Raw genomic sequence first — 18722 nt, forward strand, 5'->3', positions numbered from 1 at the left:
AACTGTTCCGCACCAACGGCTTGCTGCCTGGGCGCGAATTGCCTGTCGCAACCAACAGGGTCGATCCGGTGTTCAAAGGTGCTGCGGCGCGCGGATCTGGATCGAGCGGTCGGTGGTCAGCCGGTCCATTGCAGTGCGGACAGCAGGAGCGGCTGGTGCCGGTGGATGAGCTCGCGATCAGCTGTGGCCCATGCCATGGCTGCTTCAGCGTGGCGGCGGCGAGCGGGCGTGAGCGTGGGATCGGCGATGTTCGCCGCCTCCATATCCGCGATGTGCGTCTGCCTGCGCACCATCGCGCCCAGGAGGTGTGCCGGTTCGACGGTGCCGTAACCGTCGCGCAGTTCCCGCAGGTGCCGGGCTTGTTCGGCAATCGGTACCCGGCCTTGCGACTGGATGCACCAGGTCCATGCCATGTAGCCCAGATCGTCGAGCCGGTCGCCGGGGCGGCAGGATGACCAGTCAATGAAGGCCACCGGCAGGCCTTGCTGGAAGATGGTGTTGAACGGACCGGGATCACCGTGCATCACGCATTCCCGACCGGCGGACAGGACGTGGCTGGCGGTGGCCTCATGCAGCTCGCGGAGCATCCGGCCACCAGCTGCGTAGGCGCCTTGTGCTCGCTGTGTGGGGTGGTCGGTGGTGGTGCCGGGGATGAAACTGAGGATGTCGCGTCCGTGTTCGTCGATGCCGAGGTAGCGCGGCGCGTGAGAGTAGCCGACGGACACCAGGTGGGTCAGGACCCGGGCAGCGAACGCGGACCCCGCGTCGCGCGTGCGACGCACCGTATCGCCGGCCCGTGCCACTTGCAGGGCGTTGTTTCCGCCAGTGAGAAGTTCCTCGGTCACAACAAACCATGGTGAGTCATGCCTCCAAGGCTCACAAGCGGGGGTGATACGGGGTCGTGTGCTACTGGTGAGCTGCTGTAGGAAGGCCTCGCTGGTGGCTTCGGCGAGGTCGTCGGCGGCGCAGCTTGCCGCGCCCAGTTACGCGGAATTCGTGCCAGGGCCGTTAGTGTTTGCAGGCGTTCGCCTGGAGGGCCGCCAGATGCTCTGCAGCCGATACAGCCTCCGCAGCCCCAATTCGCTGGTAGATGGCCACTGCCGAGCGTAGATCAACGAGGGCGGCCCGTCGTCGGCCGGAGCGTTTTAGGCATTCGGCAGCTCCTTGGAGAGCATTTGCCTCGTCCAACGGGCTCTGCACCTTGCAAGCCAGTTGACGAGCCTGCCGGTATGCGGGAAGTGCTTCCTGTGGTCCGGCGGTGTCGGCTAGGAGAGCACCGATGCAGTTCAGTACTTCGGCCTCTCCTTGATCATCACCATAATGACGGAATAGGGTCCGGGCCTGTTTCAGTAGGTCAGCTGCTTCCGAGTAGTTCCCGGAGAGATATCGTGCCTGGCCAAGAAGACGGAGGGCGTTGGCTTTGCCGTGGCCAAAGTCGAGAGCTTGATAGATCGTCAGGGCTCGCCGGGCCAGACCGGCTGCCACCTGGAATTCGCCGTTCATGACCCGTACTCGGCCGAGAGCCTGCAGGGCCTCGGCTTCGCCGTGTCGGTGACCGAGGGAGCGATACAGGGCTAGAGCTTGGTCTGCCAGATCCGCCGCATCCTTGTAATTCCCCGTCGAACACCGTGCCCAACTCAAACCCCGGAGCGCATCCGCTTCGCCGTTCAGATTGCCAAGCGCGCGATAGAGCGCCAAGGCCTGCTCAGCCAGGTCCGCTGCCGTTGAGTACTCTCCGAGCGCTTGCCGTACGACGCGGAGATTGGACAGAGCCCTGGCCTCGCCTAGGCGGTCATCGAGATCACGATGCAAGGACAACGCCCGTTCCAGCAGATCAGCTGCCGCCGCGTACTCCACGTACACCACACGCCGGATCCAGCCCTGTGCCCGTAGAACCTCCGCTTCGCCATATCGGTCGCCGAGGAAGCGATGCAAGGCCAGCGCGTGCTCTGCCAGGTCTGCCGCTGTCTCGTATTTCCCTGTCAAACGCCGGGCGTGACAGAGAGTCAGCAAGACATAGGCCTCGCCGTGCTGATCGACCAAGGTGCGATACAGGACCAGTGCCTGCTCCGCGAGGTCTTCCGCTGCCGAGTAGGCACCCATTCCAATCCGAGCCCTGGCCAGGTTGTGCAGGGCATCGGCCTGGGCAGGACGATCATCGATGTGTCGAGCGGCGGTAAGTGCCGCCTCGTGGAGAACCGCGGCCTGATCCCAGGCGCCTTCTTGAGAGAGGAAGGAAGCCATGGCCTTAGCGAGTCGAATTACGCGGCGGTCGTGCACATTGATGGCGGCGCTCGCGCAAGCAAGCAGGTTGGAGCGTTCGGTACGTATCCACGTCACCGCTTGTTCCCGGCCTGCCAAGTCCGGTATGTCGACAGAAGCATCGAGCAGGACAGTGCTGTCAGGGCCAGAATGCCCGATGAGACGGTCAGCCGCCTCGATGGTGCGCTGGTAGTAGGTACATAAGCGATCGATTGCGCACTCGCGTTCCTCGTCTGGGTCCTGGGCTACGAGGGCTTGAGCGTACGCCCGCAGGAGATCGTGCAGGCGGAAGCGGCCAACCGCTGGTTCGTCGATGAGGTGGTTGGCGTACAGATCGTGGAGTTCGTGGCGGGCTTGCCCAGGAGAGAGGGCATCGAGAGCAGCAGCGGCATAGGCGTCGAATTCAGGGCCGGGGTGCAAGCTTAAACGACGGAAGAGGCGCTGTTGGTCGGTGGACAAGGCGCGATAAGACAAGCCGAAGGCGGCCGTCACCGTACGGTCACCTGCGTCGAGTTCGCTCAGCCGATCCTGCGCGGCGGCAAAAGCATCCGCCAAGGCGGCGATATCCCAGGCGGGATGATGGGCCAAGCGGCTGGCGAGCAGCGTAATGGCCAGCGGTAAATGGCCGCATCCCTCAACCAGGTCAGCAACAGCAGCCCTCTCCCGCCCTACAGGCGAGCGATGGGCCACGCGAGCGAAGAGCTCATATGCCTCACTGGGCGGTAGCGTGGCCAGCGAGACCGGCTCGGCATCAGGAAAGGCGATCAGGCGCCGGCGGCTGGTGATCAGGACCACGCTTCCTGCCGTCCCTGGCAATAACGGTTCTACCTGGGCATGGTCGACGGCGTCGTCCAAGACCATCAGCACTTTCTTCCCGGCGAGACGTCCGCGCCACCGTTGCGCTCGTCCTTCCAGGCCTGCAGGGATCTCGCTCTGAGGCATGCCGGTGCAGGCCAGCAAATCTCCGAGCACGTCACGGGGGTCAGCGGGCTGCTGACCAGGGGTGTGAGCGTGTAAATTGACGAACAGCTGCCCATCCGGGAAAGCGTCAGTGAGCATGTGTGCGGCACGTGTGACCAGAGCAGTCTTCCCCACACCGGGCATCCCATCGATGGTGCAGACGGCCACCGCGCCAGATGTTCTAGATGCGGCAGTGATGAGCCATCGCAGCTCGGCGTTACGGCCGGTGAAGCCCGCCACATCCCGACGGAGCGTACGCATCGTCACGGCAGGAGCTGGTGTGGGGCCGGTGTAGATCGTTTGATCTCGACCAGCAATGATCTGCCGGGCTTGTCCCTTGGCGACTGCTTCAATGCGCGCCTGGGTATTCTTCAGCTCCTTTTCAGGCCGACTCACGATTCAGTGATGTGCTGATCTCGGCCTGCGATGAACTGTCGGGACTGGTCGCGAGCATGGGCGGTAATGTTCTGCTGGATGCGCAACTGTTTACCGGACCGCGATGAGGGTGCCAGATGCTCATCCATCAGACGCTGTAGTTGCTGACCGATGGCCGGGTCCTCGTCGAGCATCTGCTGCAGCCGCAGTCGCCATATCCCTGCCAGGGCCTGCTCTGTATCAGGATCCACTCGCTCTCGGGCTGCGAGCACTTGGATTTGTGTCGCTTCCAGCTCAGCTTGTATGGTCTCGGCCTGTTCGGAGCGGACTTTGCGCCACCAGGCCACCACTACGGCGCGGGTCTGCTGCCAGGCATCGGTGGCCATAGCCCCCACTAAGGCCGTTGCCGCTGCCACCACGATCGGATCCATCCAACACTCCTTCTCGGATAAACCCCGATGAATCCACTGTAGGCACCTACCTCGCTTGCATGGACCGTGTTCCGCGTAATCCAGGAGTTCTAGGGGGATGTCCATGGGTATGCAAAGTGCCCACTTTCCGATAGTCGCGAGACTCACACGCACCTAACGGTTGACATCTGGGGTTACCTATCCGCCCTGCGATCGCGCTGCCAGGCAAGCAGCGTGATCGCGACAATGATCTGCACCGCCACGATGAATGCCTGCGTCACGGGCGAACTCACGCCCAAGAGGGCCATTGTCACGTTGACGGCGAAGTGCACCGCGATCGACGCCGCAACCCCGGCACGCTCGTAGGCGTAACCGGTCAGCAGCGCCATCGGGATGACACTGAGCGTGAACAGCAGGCCATTCCAGCTGATCAGACCGAGCACGGCCTGGACGGTTCCGGAGACGAAGAACAGCGGCAGATGCCATACCGCCCAGACGACACCCAGCAGTAAACCGGCCTGAAAGCGGCTCAACGAAGCACGCAGGCGGGGATACGCTGTGCCGCGCCAACCGGGCTCCTCGGCCAACGGACCAGCGATCAGCATGCTGACCAAGAACGGCGCAAGTCCGCCGACGGTCGAAATCAGACTCCGCCCCGCTGCCAAGCTCACCGCGGGACCACCCAGGAGGTGCGCGAGCAGCGCGCCTGCTAACACGGTTGCCGATGCCATCACCAGCAGGGGCGGCACCCAGAAAAGCCGCTTGCTGAGCCGGAGTCTCACGGTATGAGCAGGGGCAGGTTGACGGTGGCGGGCGCGGCGCGCTCGGACCACGATCGCGCCGATCACCGGGCCGAAGCCGCCGAGCAGGTAGGGAATGACGGTGGGGAAGGCCATCGGCGATCCACCGAGTTTGATGGCGATGAGCCAGAAGATCCAGCTGGTCGTGAAGGTGACAGCCCAGAAAAGGGCAAGGCCGCTTCGCCGGCGAACAGGGGTTGCGACAGTCATGCCCATAGCTATCATCCTTGAGAATGTTATCGACTATGAGAACATTATCGTAGTGAGACGATAGATCCATGGCAACCGCTGATCTTCTCCTGCATCCCGTCCGGATGCGCATCCTGCAGACGCTGTTCGACGCCGATCCGATGACCACCGCACAGCTGCGCGAGCGCCTGCTCGACATCGCACCGGCGACGATGTACCGGCACATCGCCGTGCTGGCCGAGGCGGGCGTGCTGGAGGTGGTGAGCGAGAAACGGGTGCGGGGCACGGTGGAGCGCAGCTACCGGGTTCGCCCGGAGCAGGCGGTGGTCGACCCCGCGGCGCGGGCGGCGATGACGCGGGAGGACCACCAGCGGGCGTTCACCACGTTCGTGGCATCGTTGCTGACGGATTTCGACCGCTACCTCGCCCACGAGGATGCCGATCCGGTCTCGGACGGCGTGGTCTACCGGCAGGCGGCGGTATGGCTGACCGACGACGAATTCGCCGCGATGATCGAGGAGATCGAGAGCGCGGTCGTCACACGGATCGGCCACGCTGAGGCTGACGGCCGCACCCGTCGCATCGTCAGCCTCGTCGTCGTGCCGGACAAACGCGCGACCGAACCTGGGCCGGACGCCGACACCAAGGCTGAGTGAACCGTGTCGCCCCAACGGCTCACATCTGTCCCCTTGCGGCCTTCGCCCAAGGCGCCTGGTAGGCCCACTGCCAGGCCAGCTCAAGCGGCCCGCGCTGGAACCGGCGCAGCCACAGCGCGGCCAGCATGACGAACAGCAGGCAGATCCCAGCCCAGGCCACGGGCACCCACCAGGGGCGCAGCCAATCGAGCTCGGCGGCCAGGCCCAGGCCCCAGCCGTAGCAGAGCGCGCTGGCGGCCAGGTTCTGGAAGACGTAGCAGGACAGCGCCGTACGTCCGACGTTCGAGACGGCCCTGCGGACCACGCCGGGCGAGCCGCTCATGCCGAGGAGGATCGAGCTGATCAGCCCCAGCAGGCCCAGGGCGACCAGCGGAGCCAGGATGTATCGGTCGACGGCGAACCAGGCGGGCCCCGCGAAGGAGGTGAGCAGGTTCAGCGGCGCGGCGACCCCGAGTCCGATGACGGTCAGCTTCCTGCGCAGGCCCGCGCCGCGTTCATCGAAGACGCCGGCGCGCAGCAGCCGCGAACCGAGCAGGAACAGCACCACGCCCATGGGGATGATGAAGACCAGTTCCGAACGGTAGAAGGCGAACTGCTGGAGGCGAGAGGCGATCTGGTCGGTCCAGCCGCCCTGGCTGTAGAGGGTGGTGGCGGTGCTGGTGAAGGCATCGTCGCCCGAGGCCAGCAAGCCCATCGTCAGAAGGCCCACCAGAGAGACGAGCACAGTGCCCGCGCTGATCATCCAGATCCGTACCGTGCGATCGCTCCTGCCGATCAGGTACGCGACGATCATGGAGGTGATCGCGTAGCCCATCAGCACGTCGAACTCGAAGATCAGGATGTAGTGCAGCGCGCCCTCGGCGAACAGCAGGGCCGCGCGCCAAAGGTACCTGCCCGGCCAGGTCAGCCCTTTGCGCACCGCACTGCGGTACTGCAGTTCCAGGCCGATGCCGAACAGCAGGGTCAGCAGGCCGAGGAACTTCCCGTTGGACAGGAACCGCAGGAACGACTCCACCACGCCGATGTCGCCGCCGAGTCCCATCAGCTCCGCCGGGCCGCCGGGATTGGTGAAGATCCAAATATTCGTCCCGAGCGTGCCCATGATCGCCACACCGCGTAACACGTCCAGTGCGTCTATCCGTCTCGTCATGCTTCAAGGCTGGCCGCGCGAAACCCCGCCGATCTCGTCCGACCAGGCGAAAACGGTCGTACATCCATCGATGTACGACCTACAGTCTTTGGTCACGCGCCGACGTTCCCCGGCGAGCCTGTCCTGGCGGAATCAATGGCCGGCGACCACGGTCTTGAGCGCGACGATGGCCAGGCCGAGGGCGAGGTTGGCGATTCCGGAGATGACGACGACTCTTCTGGAAGAGCCGATCTTGACCGCGGCCGTCACAGCCCAGGTGACCTGGCTCGCCACCGCGACACACAGCGCCGCCCAAGCCGCGACCGCGTTGGACATGCCCAGCCCCGAGGCCATGGCCGCGGCGATCGACGGCGGGAACGAGGCTTGTGCCAGCGGCCATTCGCGCCTGGCGACCGTGCGCAAATTCGCCCAGGTGAGGGGCCTGGCGGGATAACCAGAGCTCACGACCTGGACATAGACATGGGTGATCCAGAACACCACCCCCGTACAGACCAGGAGCGTCACGAGCTCCGGCGGGGACGGCGGTCCGCCCTCCGCGGCGGAGCCGGCGACCACGGAAGCCGCCAGCAGCGAGCCGTACACGGCACCCCCGAACTCCGCCCGCTCCGCCGCCGCACTCCCCTCACGCCCGTCCATGCCAGCAGTGTCCTTGGGCGCCCATCCGATCAGCAGATCGACGGGCCCGGGATGTACAGATTTGGCGCAGTGCTGCCCAGGATCAAGATGGAGACGGCCATCGCGTCGTCCTTCGAGAACATGACCTGGACCGAAGGGGCGATGGCCGCACACACAGTGTGACGCTTCACCAACTGCGCGCGAAGCAGAACGAGACAAGTGATCAGGCGAGATCGCGCTTGTAGAAAAGCAGCGGATCGGTAGAGGTGCGCGTTCATAGACCATGGAAAGCGAAATCTTGCGGCTGGGGGAGCCGGCATCGAAGGTGTCCGCCCCGTCGGCCGCGCCCCCTGAGGCTGAGCTGGTCGCCTTCTATCGCCAGCATCGGCTCGGTCTTGTGCGGCTCGCGGTGCTGCTTCTCGGCGACCAGGAGACGGCCGAAGACGTGGTACAGGACGTGTTCGCTCGGCTTCATGGCAGATGGCGGCCGGGAGTCACGACGATCGCCTATGTCAGGACGTGCGTGCTCAATGGTTCCCGGTCGGTCCTTCGCCGCCGGGCGCTCGCGCTGCGACGGGTCGAGCCGGTCGCGGGCCTGGCCGACTCGGCGGAGACCGCCGCGCTGATCGGGGAGTCGCGGCGGGAGGTGCTGCTCGCGCTGGCCCGCCTGCCACGGCGCCAGCGAGAGGCCCTGGTGCTGCGCTTCTACCTCGACCTGTCCGACGCCGAGATCGCCGAGGCCATGCGCGTCAGGCAGAGCACCGTCAGGTCCATGACCGCCCGAGCCCGGGCCAGGCTCCTTCACGTGTTGGGAGACAACGCATGAACAGCATTGAAGAGCGACTCCGCGACGCCATGACGGCTCGCGCGGAGATCGTCCGCGACGACCAACGTCCATTCCCCGCCCCGCGGCCCAGCCGCGGCTCCAGGAAGGGCATGATCAGGGTCGCCGCCGTCACTCTGACAGTCGCAGCGACGGCCTTCGGAGTGGTAGAGCTCACCACTCCCTCGCTGGAGCCGCAGGAAAGCATCGTCGCTATGTCACCGAGCAGCACGGTGCCATCTGGGGGGCCCGAGGTCTCGGTCTTCCTTTGCATGGCGAGTTGCGCGAGCGGCGAAATCACCACGGCAGAACGGAAGAGTCTCCAGCTGGCGCTGGCGGCCCGGCCTGAGGTGGAGAGCGTCAGCTTTGAGGACCAACAGCAGGCCTGGAACAGCTTCCGTCAGGCGTACAAGGACAACCCCCAGCTCCTGAAGGCGACAACCGTCACCGACATGCCCGAGTCCTTCCGCGCCCGGCTCAGGGCGGGTGCCGACTTCTCGGCCGTGGCCAAGGCCGCGAGTGAACTGCCCGGCGTGTCCGTCAGCGTCGACCAGGCTTGCGCCCTCGACAACGCCCCTCCCTGGGGGTTCATCAAGAGGCTCCTGGGAAGAGCTGAGCAGTGTTCCTTCCCCGGCAAGGGGCGGTGACCCGCATCAGCTGAAAATTCAGCGCGATCTATAACGAGAATGTCTGGCAATTGTCTGAACCCGGGCCGATAGGCGCCACGTACATCGTGGCAATCGACATCCGGAGACAGCGATGAACATTCGCCATTCAGCTCCCACTCTTGCAATTTTAGTCCTTTCTGGTGTCGCCGCCTGCGGGAGTGGATCCGCTCAGCAACCCCCATGGGCAGTCGGCGGACGTCAGGCACGCACGACTCCAGCCCAGCAAGGCGTGGTCACCCCGGCCGAGGCCAAGGGCATTCTCGGCCGGTACGAGAAACTGTCCGACCAAGCCGTACTTCAGGGGAAAGGGTGGGAGGCCGCGGAGGCGGGGCTCTCCCTGCGGCAGACCAAGGCCGACCAGCGCCTGAACGGGATGATCGGCAACCGCAGCACTAATCCGATGGAGATACGCAAGACGCGTTTCACCATTCCCAGGAGCGGCGGCGCTAATGCGCCGTGGTTCCTGGCCGAATTCACGCGGAAAGGGAGCAAGTCCTGGACGCAGGTCATCTTCCAGAAGACGGTCCAAGGGTGGCGCGTGGTCGCGTCCTCCTTCACGGACTCGACGATGAAGGTGCCGGCCATAGCCAAGGATCGCGACGGACTGGCCACCGCGCTACCAGTGGACGAGCGCGGAACTCTCGCGATCTCGCCCCGGCAGGCGGCCCAGTCGCATGTACGTCTGATCGCCACCGCGGGCGCCGACCCGCGTGCCCGGCAGACGATCGCTCCAGGCAGGTTCACCACCGAGACCGCCAATTTCGTGCTGGCTGAGCGGAAAGGGCTGGGCGGCCAGTGGAATGTGCGCTACCAGCCGAAACTCGTACCGGAGATCTTCGCGCTCAAGACCTCTGCCGGCGGAGCCCTCATCTGGTACGGATACCTGCAGGGAGACAGCTTCATCGCCCGGTCTGGAAGCACGAATACGGCGAGCTTCAATGATCGCGAAACCGCCGCTCTGAGCCACGGCAAGACTTTCAAGAAGCGGCTCAAGCGCAATAGCGTGAGCAGCTATCTCGCCGCCATACCACCGTCTCGTGGAAAGGCTCGCGTCATCAATGAGTGGTTTTCACTGCTCAGCATCACGGGCTCCTGACGTAGGGCGTTCCTGGGCGTCCACATCGAAAGCAGCAACCGGAGAAGCAGCCACGCGTCAGAACCGGCTCCACTCCGGGACTTGGACCCACCTGGACCATGGTCCCTTGACGCAGGAGCCGTCGCCGGGATCCAGGCCCAGCAGCGTGAACGCGTGTCCGATCTCGGCTGCGATCGGGTCCGCTCTGCTTTGGGCCCAGGAGTAGAGGAAGCAGTTCAGCGTACGCGCCGGGTCCTCGCCGGGGCGTGCGTCACTGCTGACGGGATCGCGGTCGACGAATTCGCCGTCGATGACGTAGCTGCTCTGTGTGCCGCTCTTGGCATTGAAGTAGACCGCCACGCAGTGGGTGCCCGCCGACAAGGGGTTCATCGTCTCGTTCAGGGTGACGGCGAAGCCTTCCGGCTGGACCAGGGCGCATCCTCCCGCGATCTCGGTGACGGCGACGTATTGCAACCCGGCTGTGTAAAAGTCATCCTCGTCATCCTCATCCTCTGGCAGCCACGGTGCCGGGCGAGGGGGATGCGGAGCGAACTGCGCGGGGTCGGCCCCAAGACGCCGGATCGCCTCATCAGCGCTGATTCCCGTGACCAGCGCCAGTCCCATCCCCACCGCCCACTCGCCGCCCAGGTGCTCCGTGTTACTGAGCAGTGTCTTGCGCTCACGGGCCAGCTGGACGGCGGCTCTATGCTCCTCCTCCAGCGGAACGACCCCGGGAAGTCCGGCGAACAACGACGCTTGCGGCCCAGCCAGCGCCAGCCGTCCGGCCGACCATCCGCACATCACCTCGATCCACGGGTCGGCCCCGGCCGCCAGCAGCGCCTCGATGGCGCCGGCGTTGGCCTTCCACACCGCTTCCCACAGCGGGGTGTGGCCATCCTCCCCGCGCACGTTCACGTCACTGGCCCGAGCCGCCAGCGTGGCCACAACGTCCTTTGAACCGCGACCGCACGCGGCGATCAGCGGCACACCTCCAGCCACGGCCGCCGGCGCGCTGGGGTCGGCGCCAGTCGCCAGCCACCGCCCGACCTCCTCCATGTCCGTCCAGGTCCAATAGCCGATTCTGTCGAAGGTCATGGCATGCTCCTCAGCGCCTCGATCATCGTGCACGCGCAGCCCCCCATGCTAGTGATCATGACTCCTGGTGGATCGCCTGATCCTGGCGAGAGTGACCCCCGAAAACCTGCGATCAGGCGGCTCGTACCTCGACAATGGTCACGATCATGTTGTCGGAACCGCGGAGACTCCACAGCTCCCTACCAACATCCCGGTCAGCGAGACGATGGCCGAGCACCTGCGAAACGCGCGCCGTTCCTAAGACGGGTGCGAATGAATCTGCGAATGCGCCTCTTCGACAGAATGTCCCGCCAGGAGCGCCGTGACCCCGCTGGTGAAGTTGGCGCACTCGAAGATGTTCTCGTGCGGGCAGGCCAACCCATGGGCGATGGCGGTGCGGGCCACCTGAGCCTGGGCGATGCGTTGATCCAGCTCGGTGAGCTTGCGTTCGTGCAGCTCCCGCCAACCGTCGCCGTCCGGCGAGCGAGCCGCGACGAACGCCTTGACCTCCCGCAACGTGAAACCGACACCTCGCAGCAGCAACACCACACCGACCAGGTCGACCGCCGATGGCGGATAACGCCGTTGGCCGGAGACCCGGGCCGGTGCCGGTAGCAGGCCGAGGTCCTCCCAGTAGCGCAGGGCGGAGGTGGCCACACCGGTGCGGTGTGCCAGCTCGCCGATCGTCAACTGCTCGTCCATGTTGGCCTCAAGAGTCCATGTTGACTTCAAGCGTACTTGAAGCCGTTGACTGGCGATCATGCAGACAGCGGGTACATCTCTCAAGCAACGCGTGATCAAATACCTGGTGGGCCAGGCCCATCGCCCTCGGGGCATCGTCGGGTGGGCGAACGGCTGGATGTTCGCACATCGCCCCTCCAACCGGCAGCGCAACATCTGGGCGGTGTCGTTGCTGGACGTGCAGCCAACCGACCGGGTGCTCGAGATCGGCTTCGGTCCCGGCGTCGCCATCGCCGAGTTCGCCGGCCGCGCCACCCAAGGGCAAGTCTTCGGCGTCGACCACTCGCAGGCCATGGTCCGGCGGGCCACCCGCCACAACGCCGCCGCCGTCCGCGCCCGCCGCGTGCACCTCTCGTGCGTCTCCGTGGAGCGGTTGCCGAGCTTCGGCGATCCGCTCGATGCCATCCTCGCCGTCAATTCCCTGGGGTTCTGGCCCGACCCGGTGGCGCGGCTTCGCGAGCTGCGCGGTCTGCTCCGCCCCGGAGGACGCATCGCGCTCGTCAGCCAGCCCCGCTGCCCCGGTGCAGCCCGAGACACCACGGTCCGGGCCGCTCAAGAGCTCCAGGATCTGCTCACCCAGGCCGGCTTCACCCAGCTCCGGGTCGAGACTCTTGAGCTCGATCCGCCCGTCGCCTGTGTGCTCGCCAACAATCCATGACCTCGACCTCAGCGGGCGCGGAGGTACGCGTCCAGGTCGGCGGCGCCCTTGAGCATCGCGCGGCCCCGGGCGGACAGGCGGGCCTGCCAGTCGCGCAGGGTCGACTCCAGTGGGGCGACGCCTCCGGCGGAGCGTACCTGAGCAATCAGCGGGGCGATCTGCTCCAGCAGGTAGCCGCCCCGCCTGAGCTGGTGGGCCAGCCGGACATCCCGTACGTCGGCCGCGCTGTAGATCCGGTAGCCGGTCTGCGGATCGCGGCGCGGCTGGATAAGCCCGGCGTTCTCCCATTTGCGCAGAGTGGCGGGGCGGATGCCGAGCCTGCGCGCCAGGGGGCCGATGAAGGTGTCGCCGCGCTCCTGCGGCACCGGCGCCAGATCGCGGAGCGCGGCTTCGACGGCCTGGAGGGTGCGGCGGTCGTCGAGGAGCTGGCCGTGGCTCTCGTCGATGAGCCGCAGCGCCTCCTCGGTGGCACCCCGATTGACCGCCTGCATGATCGACGTGGCCGTGTGGTGACCGTGGCCCGGCACGAGGGCGAGGAACGCGCGCAGGGCTTGCGCGTGCAGCGGCGTGTAGGTGCGATAGCCGTGGGCGGTGCGTTCGGCGGCGGGCAGGATACCGGCGTCCTCGTAGTTTCTGATCGCCTGGGTGGACAGACCGTGCTCGCGCGCCAGATCCACTGGCCTCATGGATGCATCACCGATTGAAGGTCCATCGCAGTGGAAGGGGGTATTTGCGGAGCAAAGTTTACACCGAAAGTTCAACGATACTGTTTAAGGAATGGATATCAAGGACACCGCCCGTCCGCTCGACGGTGCGAGCATCTCGGCGTTCCTCCGGTCGCTGCCCGCCAAGCCCCTGCTGCTCGGGCTGGGTGAGGCCCGGCACTTCGTGCAGGAGTTGGGCGAGGCGCGCAACGAGATCTTCCGGCATCTGGTCGAGCACGAGGGCTACCGGTCGTTCGCCATCGAGAGCGACTGCCTCATGGGCCTCGTGGTGAACGACTACATCACGACGGGCACGGGCACGCTCGACGAGGTCATGGAACGCGGCTTCAGCCACAACTTCGGCACCTCCCCGGCCAACCGCGAACTCGTCCGCTGGATGCGTACGTACAACGAGGACCACCACGAAAAGCTCCGGTTCTTCGGCTTCGACGGCCCGCTGGAGTATTGGGCGGCGAGCCCGCGCCAGGCGCTCACCGGCCTCTACGACCTCCTCGACGGCCCACTCCTCGGCGCCGTAGTAACCAGGGAAACCCTCGACACGCTGCTGGGCCCGGACGACCGGTGGTCGAACGAGGCCACGGCCATGGATCCGTCCCTCTCGATCGGCCAGTCCGCCGACGCCCAGCGGCTGCGGCTGATCGCCGAGGACCTGGTGGCGCTGCTCGACACGCAGATGCCCGGGCTGAGCAGGGAGGACAGGGAGCTGGCGGCACTGTACGGGCGCACGGCCGTCGGCCTGCTCCGCTTCCACTACTGGATGGCCGACGCGTCCCCGGCGCGGTGGACCCGGCTGTCGGCCCTGCGGGACGCGATGATGGCCGCCAACCTGCGGGCCATCGCCGAGCACGGCCCGGCCCTGGTCTTCTCCGCCAACCTCCACCTGCAGCGGCACAAGAGCTTCATGTCGTTCGGCGACCAGACGCTGGAGTGGTGGAGCGCGGGGGCGATCACCGGAACGCAGCTGGGCGACCGGTACGCCTTCCTGGCCTCGGCCTTCGGCACGGTCGGCGACGACACCCCGTCCCCGGACACCGTCGAGGGCATCCTGTCCGCGCTCCCCTGGGACCACTCGCTCATCGACGCCCGCCAGTTGGCCGAGGCCGTCACGAAGCCCGCCCAGCGCGTCTCCCAAGATTTCGCCTATTTCCCGCTGGACCCGGCCCAGCTCGACCTGATCGACGGCGTCGTCTTCCTCAAGCGGGCCGTCAGGCTGTCAGGCTGGCCCGAGAGGGGATGAGCCGGCGGCGGTGGCGAGGCGGGTGGAGAGGGCGCGGACGCGATCGACGAGTTCGGGCGGCGCGTGCACCTCGAAGTCGATGTCCATCAGCGCGACCCAGACGGCGAGTTCGTCAAGGTGGTTCGCCCCGCTGGACAGCATGCAAGAGCGCTCGTCGATCGGCTCGATCGTCCCCGTCGTGGCCGGCATGTGCCCGGCGACGACCTCGGCCGGCGCGTACATCTTGAATCGGCCCTGGTACCGATAGGGCGCGCTGGAGATCGACCGGGACATGTAGGCCGCCACGTCGGAGTCGGGCGGGTCGCGGGGGACGTACCGCGGCCCGTTCGGCGTCCGCAGGCTCAAACGGTCGATCCGGTAGGTACGCCAGTCGGCCCGGTCGGTGTCCCACCCCAGCAGGTACCAGTGCCGCCCCGAGTGGACGAGCCGACAGGGCTCGGCCGCGCGGACGCTCTCCTGCCCGTCGTGCGCCCGGTAGTCGAACCGCAGGGTCTCGTGGTCACGGCAGGCGGCGGCGATCGCGGTCAGGGCCGCCGGGTCCACCACCGAACCCGCCCGCCCCATCGGCACGGTCATCGACTGCAGCGCGTGCACCTGATGCCGGAGCCGGGACGGCAGCACCCGCTCCAGCTTGGCCAGCGCCCGCACGGAGGTCTCCTCGATCCCCGACACCGAGCCCCCGGCCGCCGTCCGCAGCCCCACCGCGACCGCCACCGCCTCCTCGTCGTCCAACAGCAGCGGCGGCAGGTCCGTACCCGCGCCGAGCCGGTAACCGGGCGCGCCCGGGACGGCGTGCACGGGATAGCCGAGCTCGCGCAGCCGCCCGATGTCACGGCGGACGGTACGCACGGTCACGCCGAGCCGCTCGGCCAGCTCCACGCCCGAACGCTCGCTATGGGTCTGCAGGAGCGAGAGCAGTCTGAGCAACCGGGCCGATGTCTCCAACATGCTCTCCAGATTGCCGCACTCCTAGGACCGCTCTTGACCTAGCTCGTTCCTAACGTGTTCTGTATGACGTTCACCACGGAGATCAGTCCGTTCCGCATCGATATCCCGCAGTCCGCGCTCGACGACCTGCACGACCGGCTGGCGCGCACCCTCTGGCCCGACGAGCTGCCCGGCGTCGGCTGGTCGTACGGCATCCCGGTCTCGTACGTACAGCGGCTGGCCGAGTACTGGCGCACGGGATACGACTGGCGCAAGCACGAGGCGGCGCTCAACGAGTACCCCCAGTTCACCACCGAGATCGACGGCCAGAATGTTCATTTCCTGCACGTACGCTCCCCCGAGCCGGACGCGCTGCCGCTGGTCCTCACCCACGGCTGGCCCGGCTCGATCGTCGAGTTCATGAAGATCATCGGCCCGCTCACCGACCCCCGCGCCCACGGCGGCGACCCCGCCGACGCCTTCCACGTCGTCGCCCCGTCCATCCCCGGCTTCGCCTTCTCCGGCCCCACCCGCGAGACCGGCTGGGACCTGAGCCGGGTCGCCCGCGCGTGGGCCGAGCTGATGAGCCGCCTCGGCTATGAGCGCTACGGCGCCCAGGGCGGCGACAGCGGCTCGGTCATCTCCCCCGAACTCGGCCGCTTCGCCCCCGACCGGGTGGCCGGCGTACACGTCAACGGCGCACTCGGCTTCCCGACCTTCGACCCGGCCGAGATGGAGGGCCTCACGGAGACCGAGCTGGCCCGCATGCAGCAGTACGCCGACAACGACCGCTCCGGCTACGCGATGATCCAGGCCACCCGCCCGCAGACCGTCGCCTTCGGCCTGCACGACTCCCCCGCCGCCCAGTTGGCCTGGATCGTGGAGAAGTTCAAGGAGTGGACCGACCCCGCGCACGACCTGCCCGAGGACGCGGTCGACCTGGACCAGATGCTCACCGACGTGACGATCTACTGGCTGACCCGCACCGCCGCCTCGTCCGCCCGGCTCTACAAGGAGGGCTCGGCACAGTGGGGAACGCCGGTCGAACGCTCGGAGGTCCCGCACGGGGTCGCGGTCTTCCCCGGCGACGGCGGAATCCGGCGGATCGCGGAGCGCGAGCACAACGTGATCCACTGGTCGGAGTACGACCGGGGCGGCCACTTCGCCGCCATGGAGGCCCCTGACCTGCTGGTCGACGACGTGCGGGCGTTCTTCCGAAAGGTCCGCTAAGCCCGGGGAGTGTTGTGCCTGACGCGACGTCAGCGCCTACGGTCGTCGATGTGAACGCACGACGCTGGAACATCGGCGACCTCGCGGCTGCCACGGGCGTGACCGTACGCACCCTGCGCTACTTTCACCAGATCGGCCTGTTATGCCCGGCCGAGCGGTCGACCGCCGGGCATCGTGTCTACACCGGCGACGACGTTCGCAGGCTCTACCAGATCCTGGCGCTGAGAGAGCTGCGGCTGCCGCTCGCCGAGATCGCCGACTCGCTGGACGGCGCCGATCTGCAAGCGACGATTCAGCGCCAACTCGGGCTGGTCGAACGTCGGCTCGCTGCCCAACACGCCCTGCGTCGCCAGCTGCTCGGCGTCACCGAGGCGCTGCGGGCGGCCCAGGAGCCGTCGATCGACCAGCTCATCGAGGCAATGGAGGCAATGATGCAGGCCCGGCACTTCACGCCCGAACAGCTCGCCCGATTCGAGGCCCGGCACCGAGAGCTCGGAGAGGAGGGGTTCGCGCATCGGCTGCGCGGGCTCACGGACCTGGCAGCGGAGGCCGACGGCTTCGCCGAACGCGGCACCGACCCGGCTGATCCCATTGTCCAGGAGCTGGCGCGACGCTGGACTGAGGCGATGGCCGGGCTGGTGAACGCCGACAGGAGCGCCCTGTCGGCCCTCTACGCCAAGATCGACACCAAGGGAGCAGAGGCGGCCACGAAGGGCGTCCTCAGCGCCCGCGCGTGGGACTACCTGAAGCGGGCCTTCGCCGTCGGCTACCCGGGCCCTGTGTGAACCGCGATCAGCCGTCGACGCGGGCCGATGGGGGACTCGGGCGTGTCGAGCCAGAGCTGTTGTCCTTCGGGGGTTACGGTCATGCCGAATCGCTCAAGGCCCGGCTCACCCCAGCTCACCCACCGAAAGTACGCCTCTGTCACCTCCTCCCAGAGATGGCGGTCGCCGAGCTCGTACACCCACGGCTCGCCGTCGGGCTCGTAGATCGCGGTGCCCCACTGGCCAGGGTGTCCGGGGTCAACGAGAAACAGCCGCTTCTCGTCGTCGAGCCGCATGCGGAGACCGGTCTGGGCCGACATCACCAGGCAGGCGCCGGCCGGCGCGTACGTGATCGTGCGAGGATCCACTCTCGTGGTGAACCGCCGGCCACTACCGTCGTCCGGGTTTCCGCGAGTCGCGGTTTGGGAGCGCATCATCATGTACGAGGCGTAGCCCAGGAACCGCCCGATGGCGCTGCCGTCGGGCATGACGACGAGCCGTAGCGAGTGGTCGGTGTCGAACCCGGTCGAGAACGGCGTGACGACGACCGCGCCCGGGCGGCACTGCGCGATCCAGGCGTACGGGACGGTGTGCACCGCGCACGTCACGTGCACGCGGTCGTACGGCGCTCTCTCGGCCCAGCCTTGCGCCCCGTCAGCAACGATCAGGTGCGGGTGCACGCCGACCGCAGCCAGGTTCTTCGCCGCCTGCTCGGCGACGGCCTGGTCGACCTCGATCGACGTCACCCGCGACGCATCGCCGACCAGGTGGGACAAGAGCGCGGCCGTCCACCCGGTACCGGTGCCCACCTCGAGTACACGGTGCCCGGGGTCGGGGTCGAGCTGCGTGAGCAGGTCGACCACCGTGCCCGGGGCCGAGTTCGACGAGGTGTAAAGCCCTTCCACGTCGCGGATGTCCGTCGCGCCCTTGTCGAGCTGCGTCACGATGGGAGCCGTACCGTACACGGCCGCCCACCACGCCTCGGGATCGCTGCCCCGGTCGATCAGCTCGGGGCCGGCGTCCGTCGTGGCCACTCCCACCGGGGGCACGTACAGGTGCCGCGGCACCGCGTGTAGTGCGTTGATGATCGTGCCCCTGATCGGGGCACGAGTTCTGCTGATCGCCGCGATCATGCCCTCGACGCTGGCATCGAGCTCGGGCGTCACTTGCCCTTGCCCTTCCCGTCTCCCTCGTGCCTGCCGCCGCTACCGTCGCCGTCGCTGGTGCTCTTTTCCTTGTCTGGGAGCTCGAACGGCTTCAGTTTCGGCTTTTCGCCCTCGTGCTTGCCCATGCCGTGAGCCTTCCTCGCTTTGAAATGACCAACTTCCGTGACCGTATAACTACCATCCGTTACCAACAAGAGGCCATTCAGTTAGACGAGGC

20 protein-coding genes are annotated in these 18722 nt (G+C 66.8%); 8 read left to right on the forward strand and 12 right to left on the reverse strand.

The annotated features are described in order from the left end of the window. Window positions 1-116: 116 nt before the first annotated feature. From AB0L53_RS34765 to AB0L53_RS34780, 4 genes are all read right to left on the reverse strand, one after another. Window positions 117-845, reverse strand: coding sequence for an aminoglycoside phosphotransferase family protein (locus tag AB0L53_RS34765; RefSeq protein WP_364003143.1), 729 nt, complete (start codon window positions 843-845; stop codon window positions 117-119). Between the two features lie 163 nt (window positions 846-1008). Then, the gene (locus AB0L53_RS34770) at window positions 1009-3618 is read right to left on the reverse strand and encodes a tetratricopeptide repeat protein (RefSeq protein WP_364003146.1); all 2610 of its coding nucleotides are present in this window, start codon (window positions 3616-3618) and stop codon (window positions 1009-1011) included. Then, window positions 3615-4028: a hypothetical protein gene (locus AB0L53_RS34775; RefSeq protein ID WP_364003149.1), complete on the reverse strand. Its 414-nt coding sequence runs from the start codon at window positions 4026-4028 to the stop codon at window positions 3615-3617. The genes AB0L53_RS34770 and AB0L53_RS34775 overlap by 4 nt, the downstream gene beginning before the upstream one ends. Before the next feature lie 173 nt (window positions 4029-4201). After that, complete coding sequence (locus AB0L53_RS34780; RefSeq protein WP_364003152.1) at window positions 4202-5023, reverse strand: CPBP family intramembrane glutamic endopeptidase; 822 nt, start codon at window positions 5021-5023, stop codon at window positions 4202-4204. Window positions 5024-5085: 62 nt separating this feature from the next. Between AB0L53_RS34780 and AB0L53_RS34785 the strand changes: the two genes are divergently transcribed. Continuing rightward, on the forward strand, window positions 5086-5652 hold the full coding sequence (locus AB0L53_RS34785) for a helix-turn-helix domain-containing protein (protein WP_364003155.1): 567 nt from the start codon (window positions 5086-5088) through the stop codon (window positions 5650-5652). Between the two features lie 19 nt (window positions 5653-5671). On the opposite strand, the gene AB0L53_RS34790 is transcribed toward AB0L53_RS34785, so the two are convergent. Next, on the reverse strand, window positions 5672-6802 hold the full coding sequence (locus AB0L53_RS34790; RefSeq protein WP_364003158.1) for a DUF418 domain-containing protein: 1131 nt from the start codon (window positions 6800-6802) through the stop codon (window positions 5672-5674). Between the two features lie 132 nt (window positions 6803-6934). After that, window positions 6935-7438 carry a hypothetical protein gene (locus AB0L53_RS34795; protein WP_364003161.1) on the reverse strand — a complete coding sequence of 168 codons (504 nt, stop codon included), beginning with the start codon at window positions 7436-7438 and terminating at the stop codon, window positions 6935-6937. Window positions 7439-7700: 262 nt separating this feature from the next. Here AB0L53_RS34795 and AB0L53_RS34800 point away from each other — a divergent pair, with 262 nt between their 5' ends. The 3 genes from AB0L53_RS34800 (at window position 7701) to AB0L53_RS34810 (ending at window position 10004) form a co-directional block, all read left to right on the forward strand. Then, complete coding sequence (locus AB0L53_RS34800; RefSeq protein ID WP_364003164.1) at window positions 7701-8243, forward strand: sigma-70 family RNA polymerase sigma factor; 543 nt, start codon at window positions 7701-7703, stop codon at window positions 8241-8243. Continuing rightward, window positions 8240-8887 carry a permease-like cell division protein FtsX gene (locus tag AB0L53_RS34805; protein ID WP_364003167.1) on the forward strand — a complete coding sequence of 216 codons (648 nt, stop codon included), beginning with the start codon at window positions 8240-8242 and terminating at the stop codon, window positions 8885-8887. The genes AB0L53_RS34800 and AB0L53_RS34805 overlap by 4 nt, the downstream gene beginning before the upstream one ends. A gap of 250 nt (window positions 8888-9137) precedes the next feature. Next, window positions 9138-10004 carry a hypothetical protein gene (locus AB0L53_RS34810; protein ID WP_364003169.1) on the forward strand — a complete coding sequence of 289 codons (867 nt, stop codon included), beginning with the start codon at window positions 9138-9140 and terminating at the stop codon, window positions 10002-10004. 57 nt (window positions 10005-10061) lie between these two features. Here AB0L53_RS34810 and AB0L53_RS34815 read toward each other — a convergent pair whose 3' ends face one another. Continuing rightward, window positions 10062-11078 (reverse strand): DUF6461 domain-containing protein, encoded by a 1017-nt coding sequence (locus AB0L53_RS34815; RefSeq protein ID WP_364003172.1) that lies wholly within the window; start codon window positions 11076-11078, stop codon window positions 10062-10064. A gap of 237 nt (window positions 11079-11315) precedes the next feature. Next, entirely contained in the window at window positions 11316-11759 is a 444-nt protein-coding gene (locus AB0L53_RS34820) for a MerR family transcriptional regulator (RefSeq protein ID WP_364003175.1), read from the reverse strand. A gap of 58 nt (window positions 11760-11817) precedes the next feature. Here AB0L53_RS34820 and AB0L53_RS34825 point away from each other — a divergent pair, with 58 nt between their 5' ends. Continuing rightward, window positions 11818-12456, forward strand: coding sequence for a class I SAM-dependent methyltransferase (locus tag AB0L53_RS34825; RefSeq protein ID WP_364003178.1), 639 nt, complete (start codon window positions 11818-11820; stop codon window positions 12454-12456). A gap of 8 nt (window positions 12457-12464) precedes the next feature. Here the strand turns inward: AB0L53_RS34825 and AB0L53_RS34830 are convergent, their stop codons facing one another. Next, the gene (locus AB0L53_RS34830; RefSeq protein WP_364003181.1) at window positions 12465-13142 is read right to left on the reverse strand and encodes a TioE family transcriptional regulator; all 678 of its coding nucleotides are present in this window, start codon (window positions 13140-13142) and stop codon (window positions 12465-12467) included. A 91-nt stretch (window positions 13143-13233) separates the two neighbouring features. Here AB0L53_RS34830 and AB0L53_RS34835 point away from each other — a divergent pair, with 91 nt between their 5' ends. Then, complete coding sequence (locus tag AB0L53_RS34835) at window positions 13234-14418, forward strand: erythromycin esterase family protein (RefSeq protein WP_364003184.1); 1185 nt, start codon at window positions 13234-13236, stop codon at window positions 14416-14418. Here the strand turns inward: AB0L53_RS34835 and AB0L53_RS34840 are convergent. After that, complete coding sequence (locus AB0L53_RS34840; RefSeq protein WP_364003187.1) at window positions 14395-15366, reverse strand: WYL domain-containing protein; 972 nt, start codon at window positions 15364-15366, stop codon at window positions 14395-14397. The two genes, AB0L53_RS34835 and AB0L53_RS34840, sit on opposite strands and share 24 nt — an antisense overlap. A gap of 63 nt (window positions 15367-15429) precedes the next feature. Here AB0L53_RS34840 and AB0L53_RS34845 point away from each other — a divergent pair, with 63 nt between their 5' ends. Both AB0L53_RS34845 and AB0L53_RS34850 read left to right on the forward strand, forming a co-directional pair. Further along, complete coding sequence (locus AB0L53_RS34845; RefSeq protein ID WP_364003190.1) at window positions 15430-16575, forward strand: epoxide hydrolase family protein; 1146 nt, start codon at window positions 15430-15432, stop codon at window positions 16573-16575. A gap of 50 nt (window positions 16576-16625) precedes the next feature. Further along, complete coding sequence (locus AB0L53_RS34850; protein WP_364003193.1) at window positions 16626-17360, forward strand: MerR family transcriptional regulator; 735 nt, start codon at window positions 16626-16628, stop codon at window positions 17358-17360. Here AB0L53_RS34850 and AB0L53_RS34855 read toward each other — a convergent pair. Both AB0L53_RS34855 and AB0L53_RS34860 read right to left on the reverse strand, forming a co-directional pair. Next, complete coding sequence (locus AB0L53_RS34855; RefSeq protein ID WP_364003196.1) at window positions 17342-18505, reverse strand: methyltransferase domain-containing protein; 1164 nt, start codon at window positions 18503-18505, stop codon at window positions 17342-17344. The two genes, AB0L53_RS34850 and AB0L53_RS34855, sit on opposite strands and share 19 nt — an antisense overlap. Then, window positions 18502-18630: a hypothetical protein gene (locus tag AB0L53_RS34860; RefSeq protein ID WP_364003199.1), complete on the reverse strand. Its 129-nt coding sequence runs from the start codon at window positions 18628-18630 to the stop codon at window positions 18502-18504. Before AB0L53_RS34860 ends, AB0L53_RS34855 begins: the two co-directional genes overlap by 4 nt. Window positions 18631-18722: the final 92 nt, after the last annotated feature.

It is taken from the genome of Nonomuraea sp. NPDC052129 (genome assembly GCF_040680095.1).
GTDB lineage: Bacteria > Actinomycetota > Actinomycetes > Streptosporangiales > Streptosporangiaceae > Nonomuraea.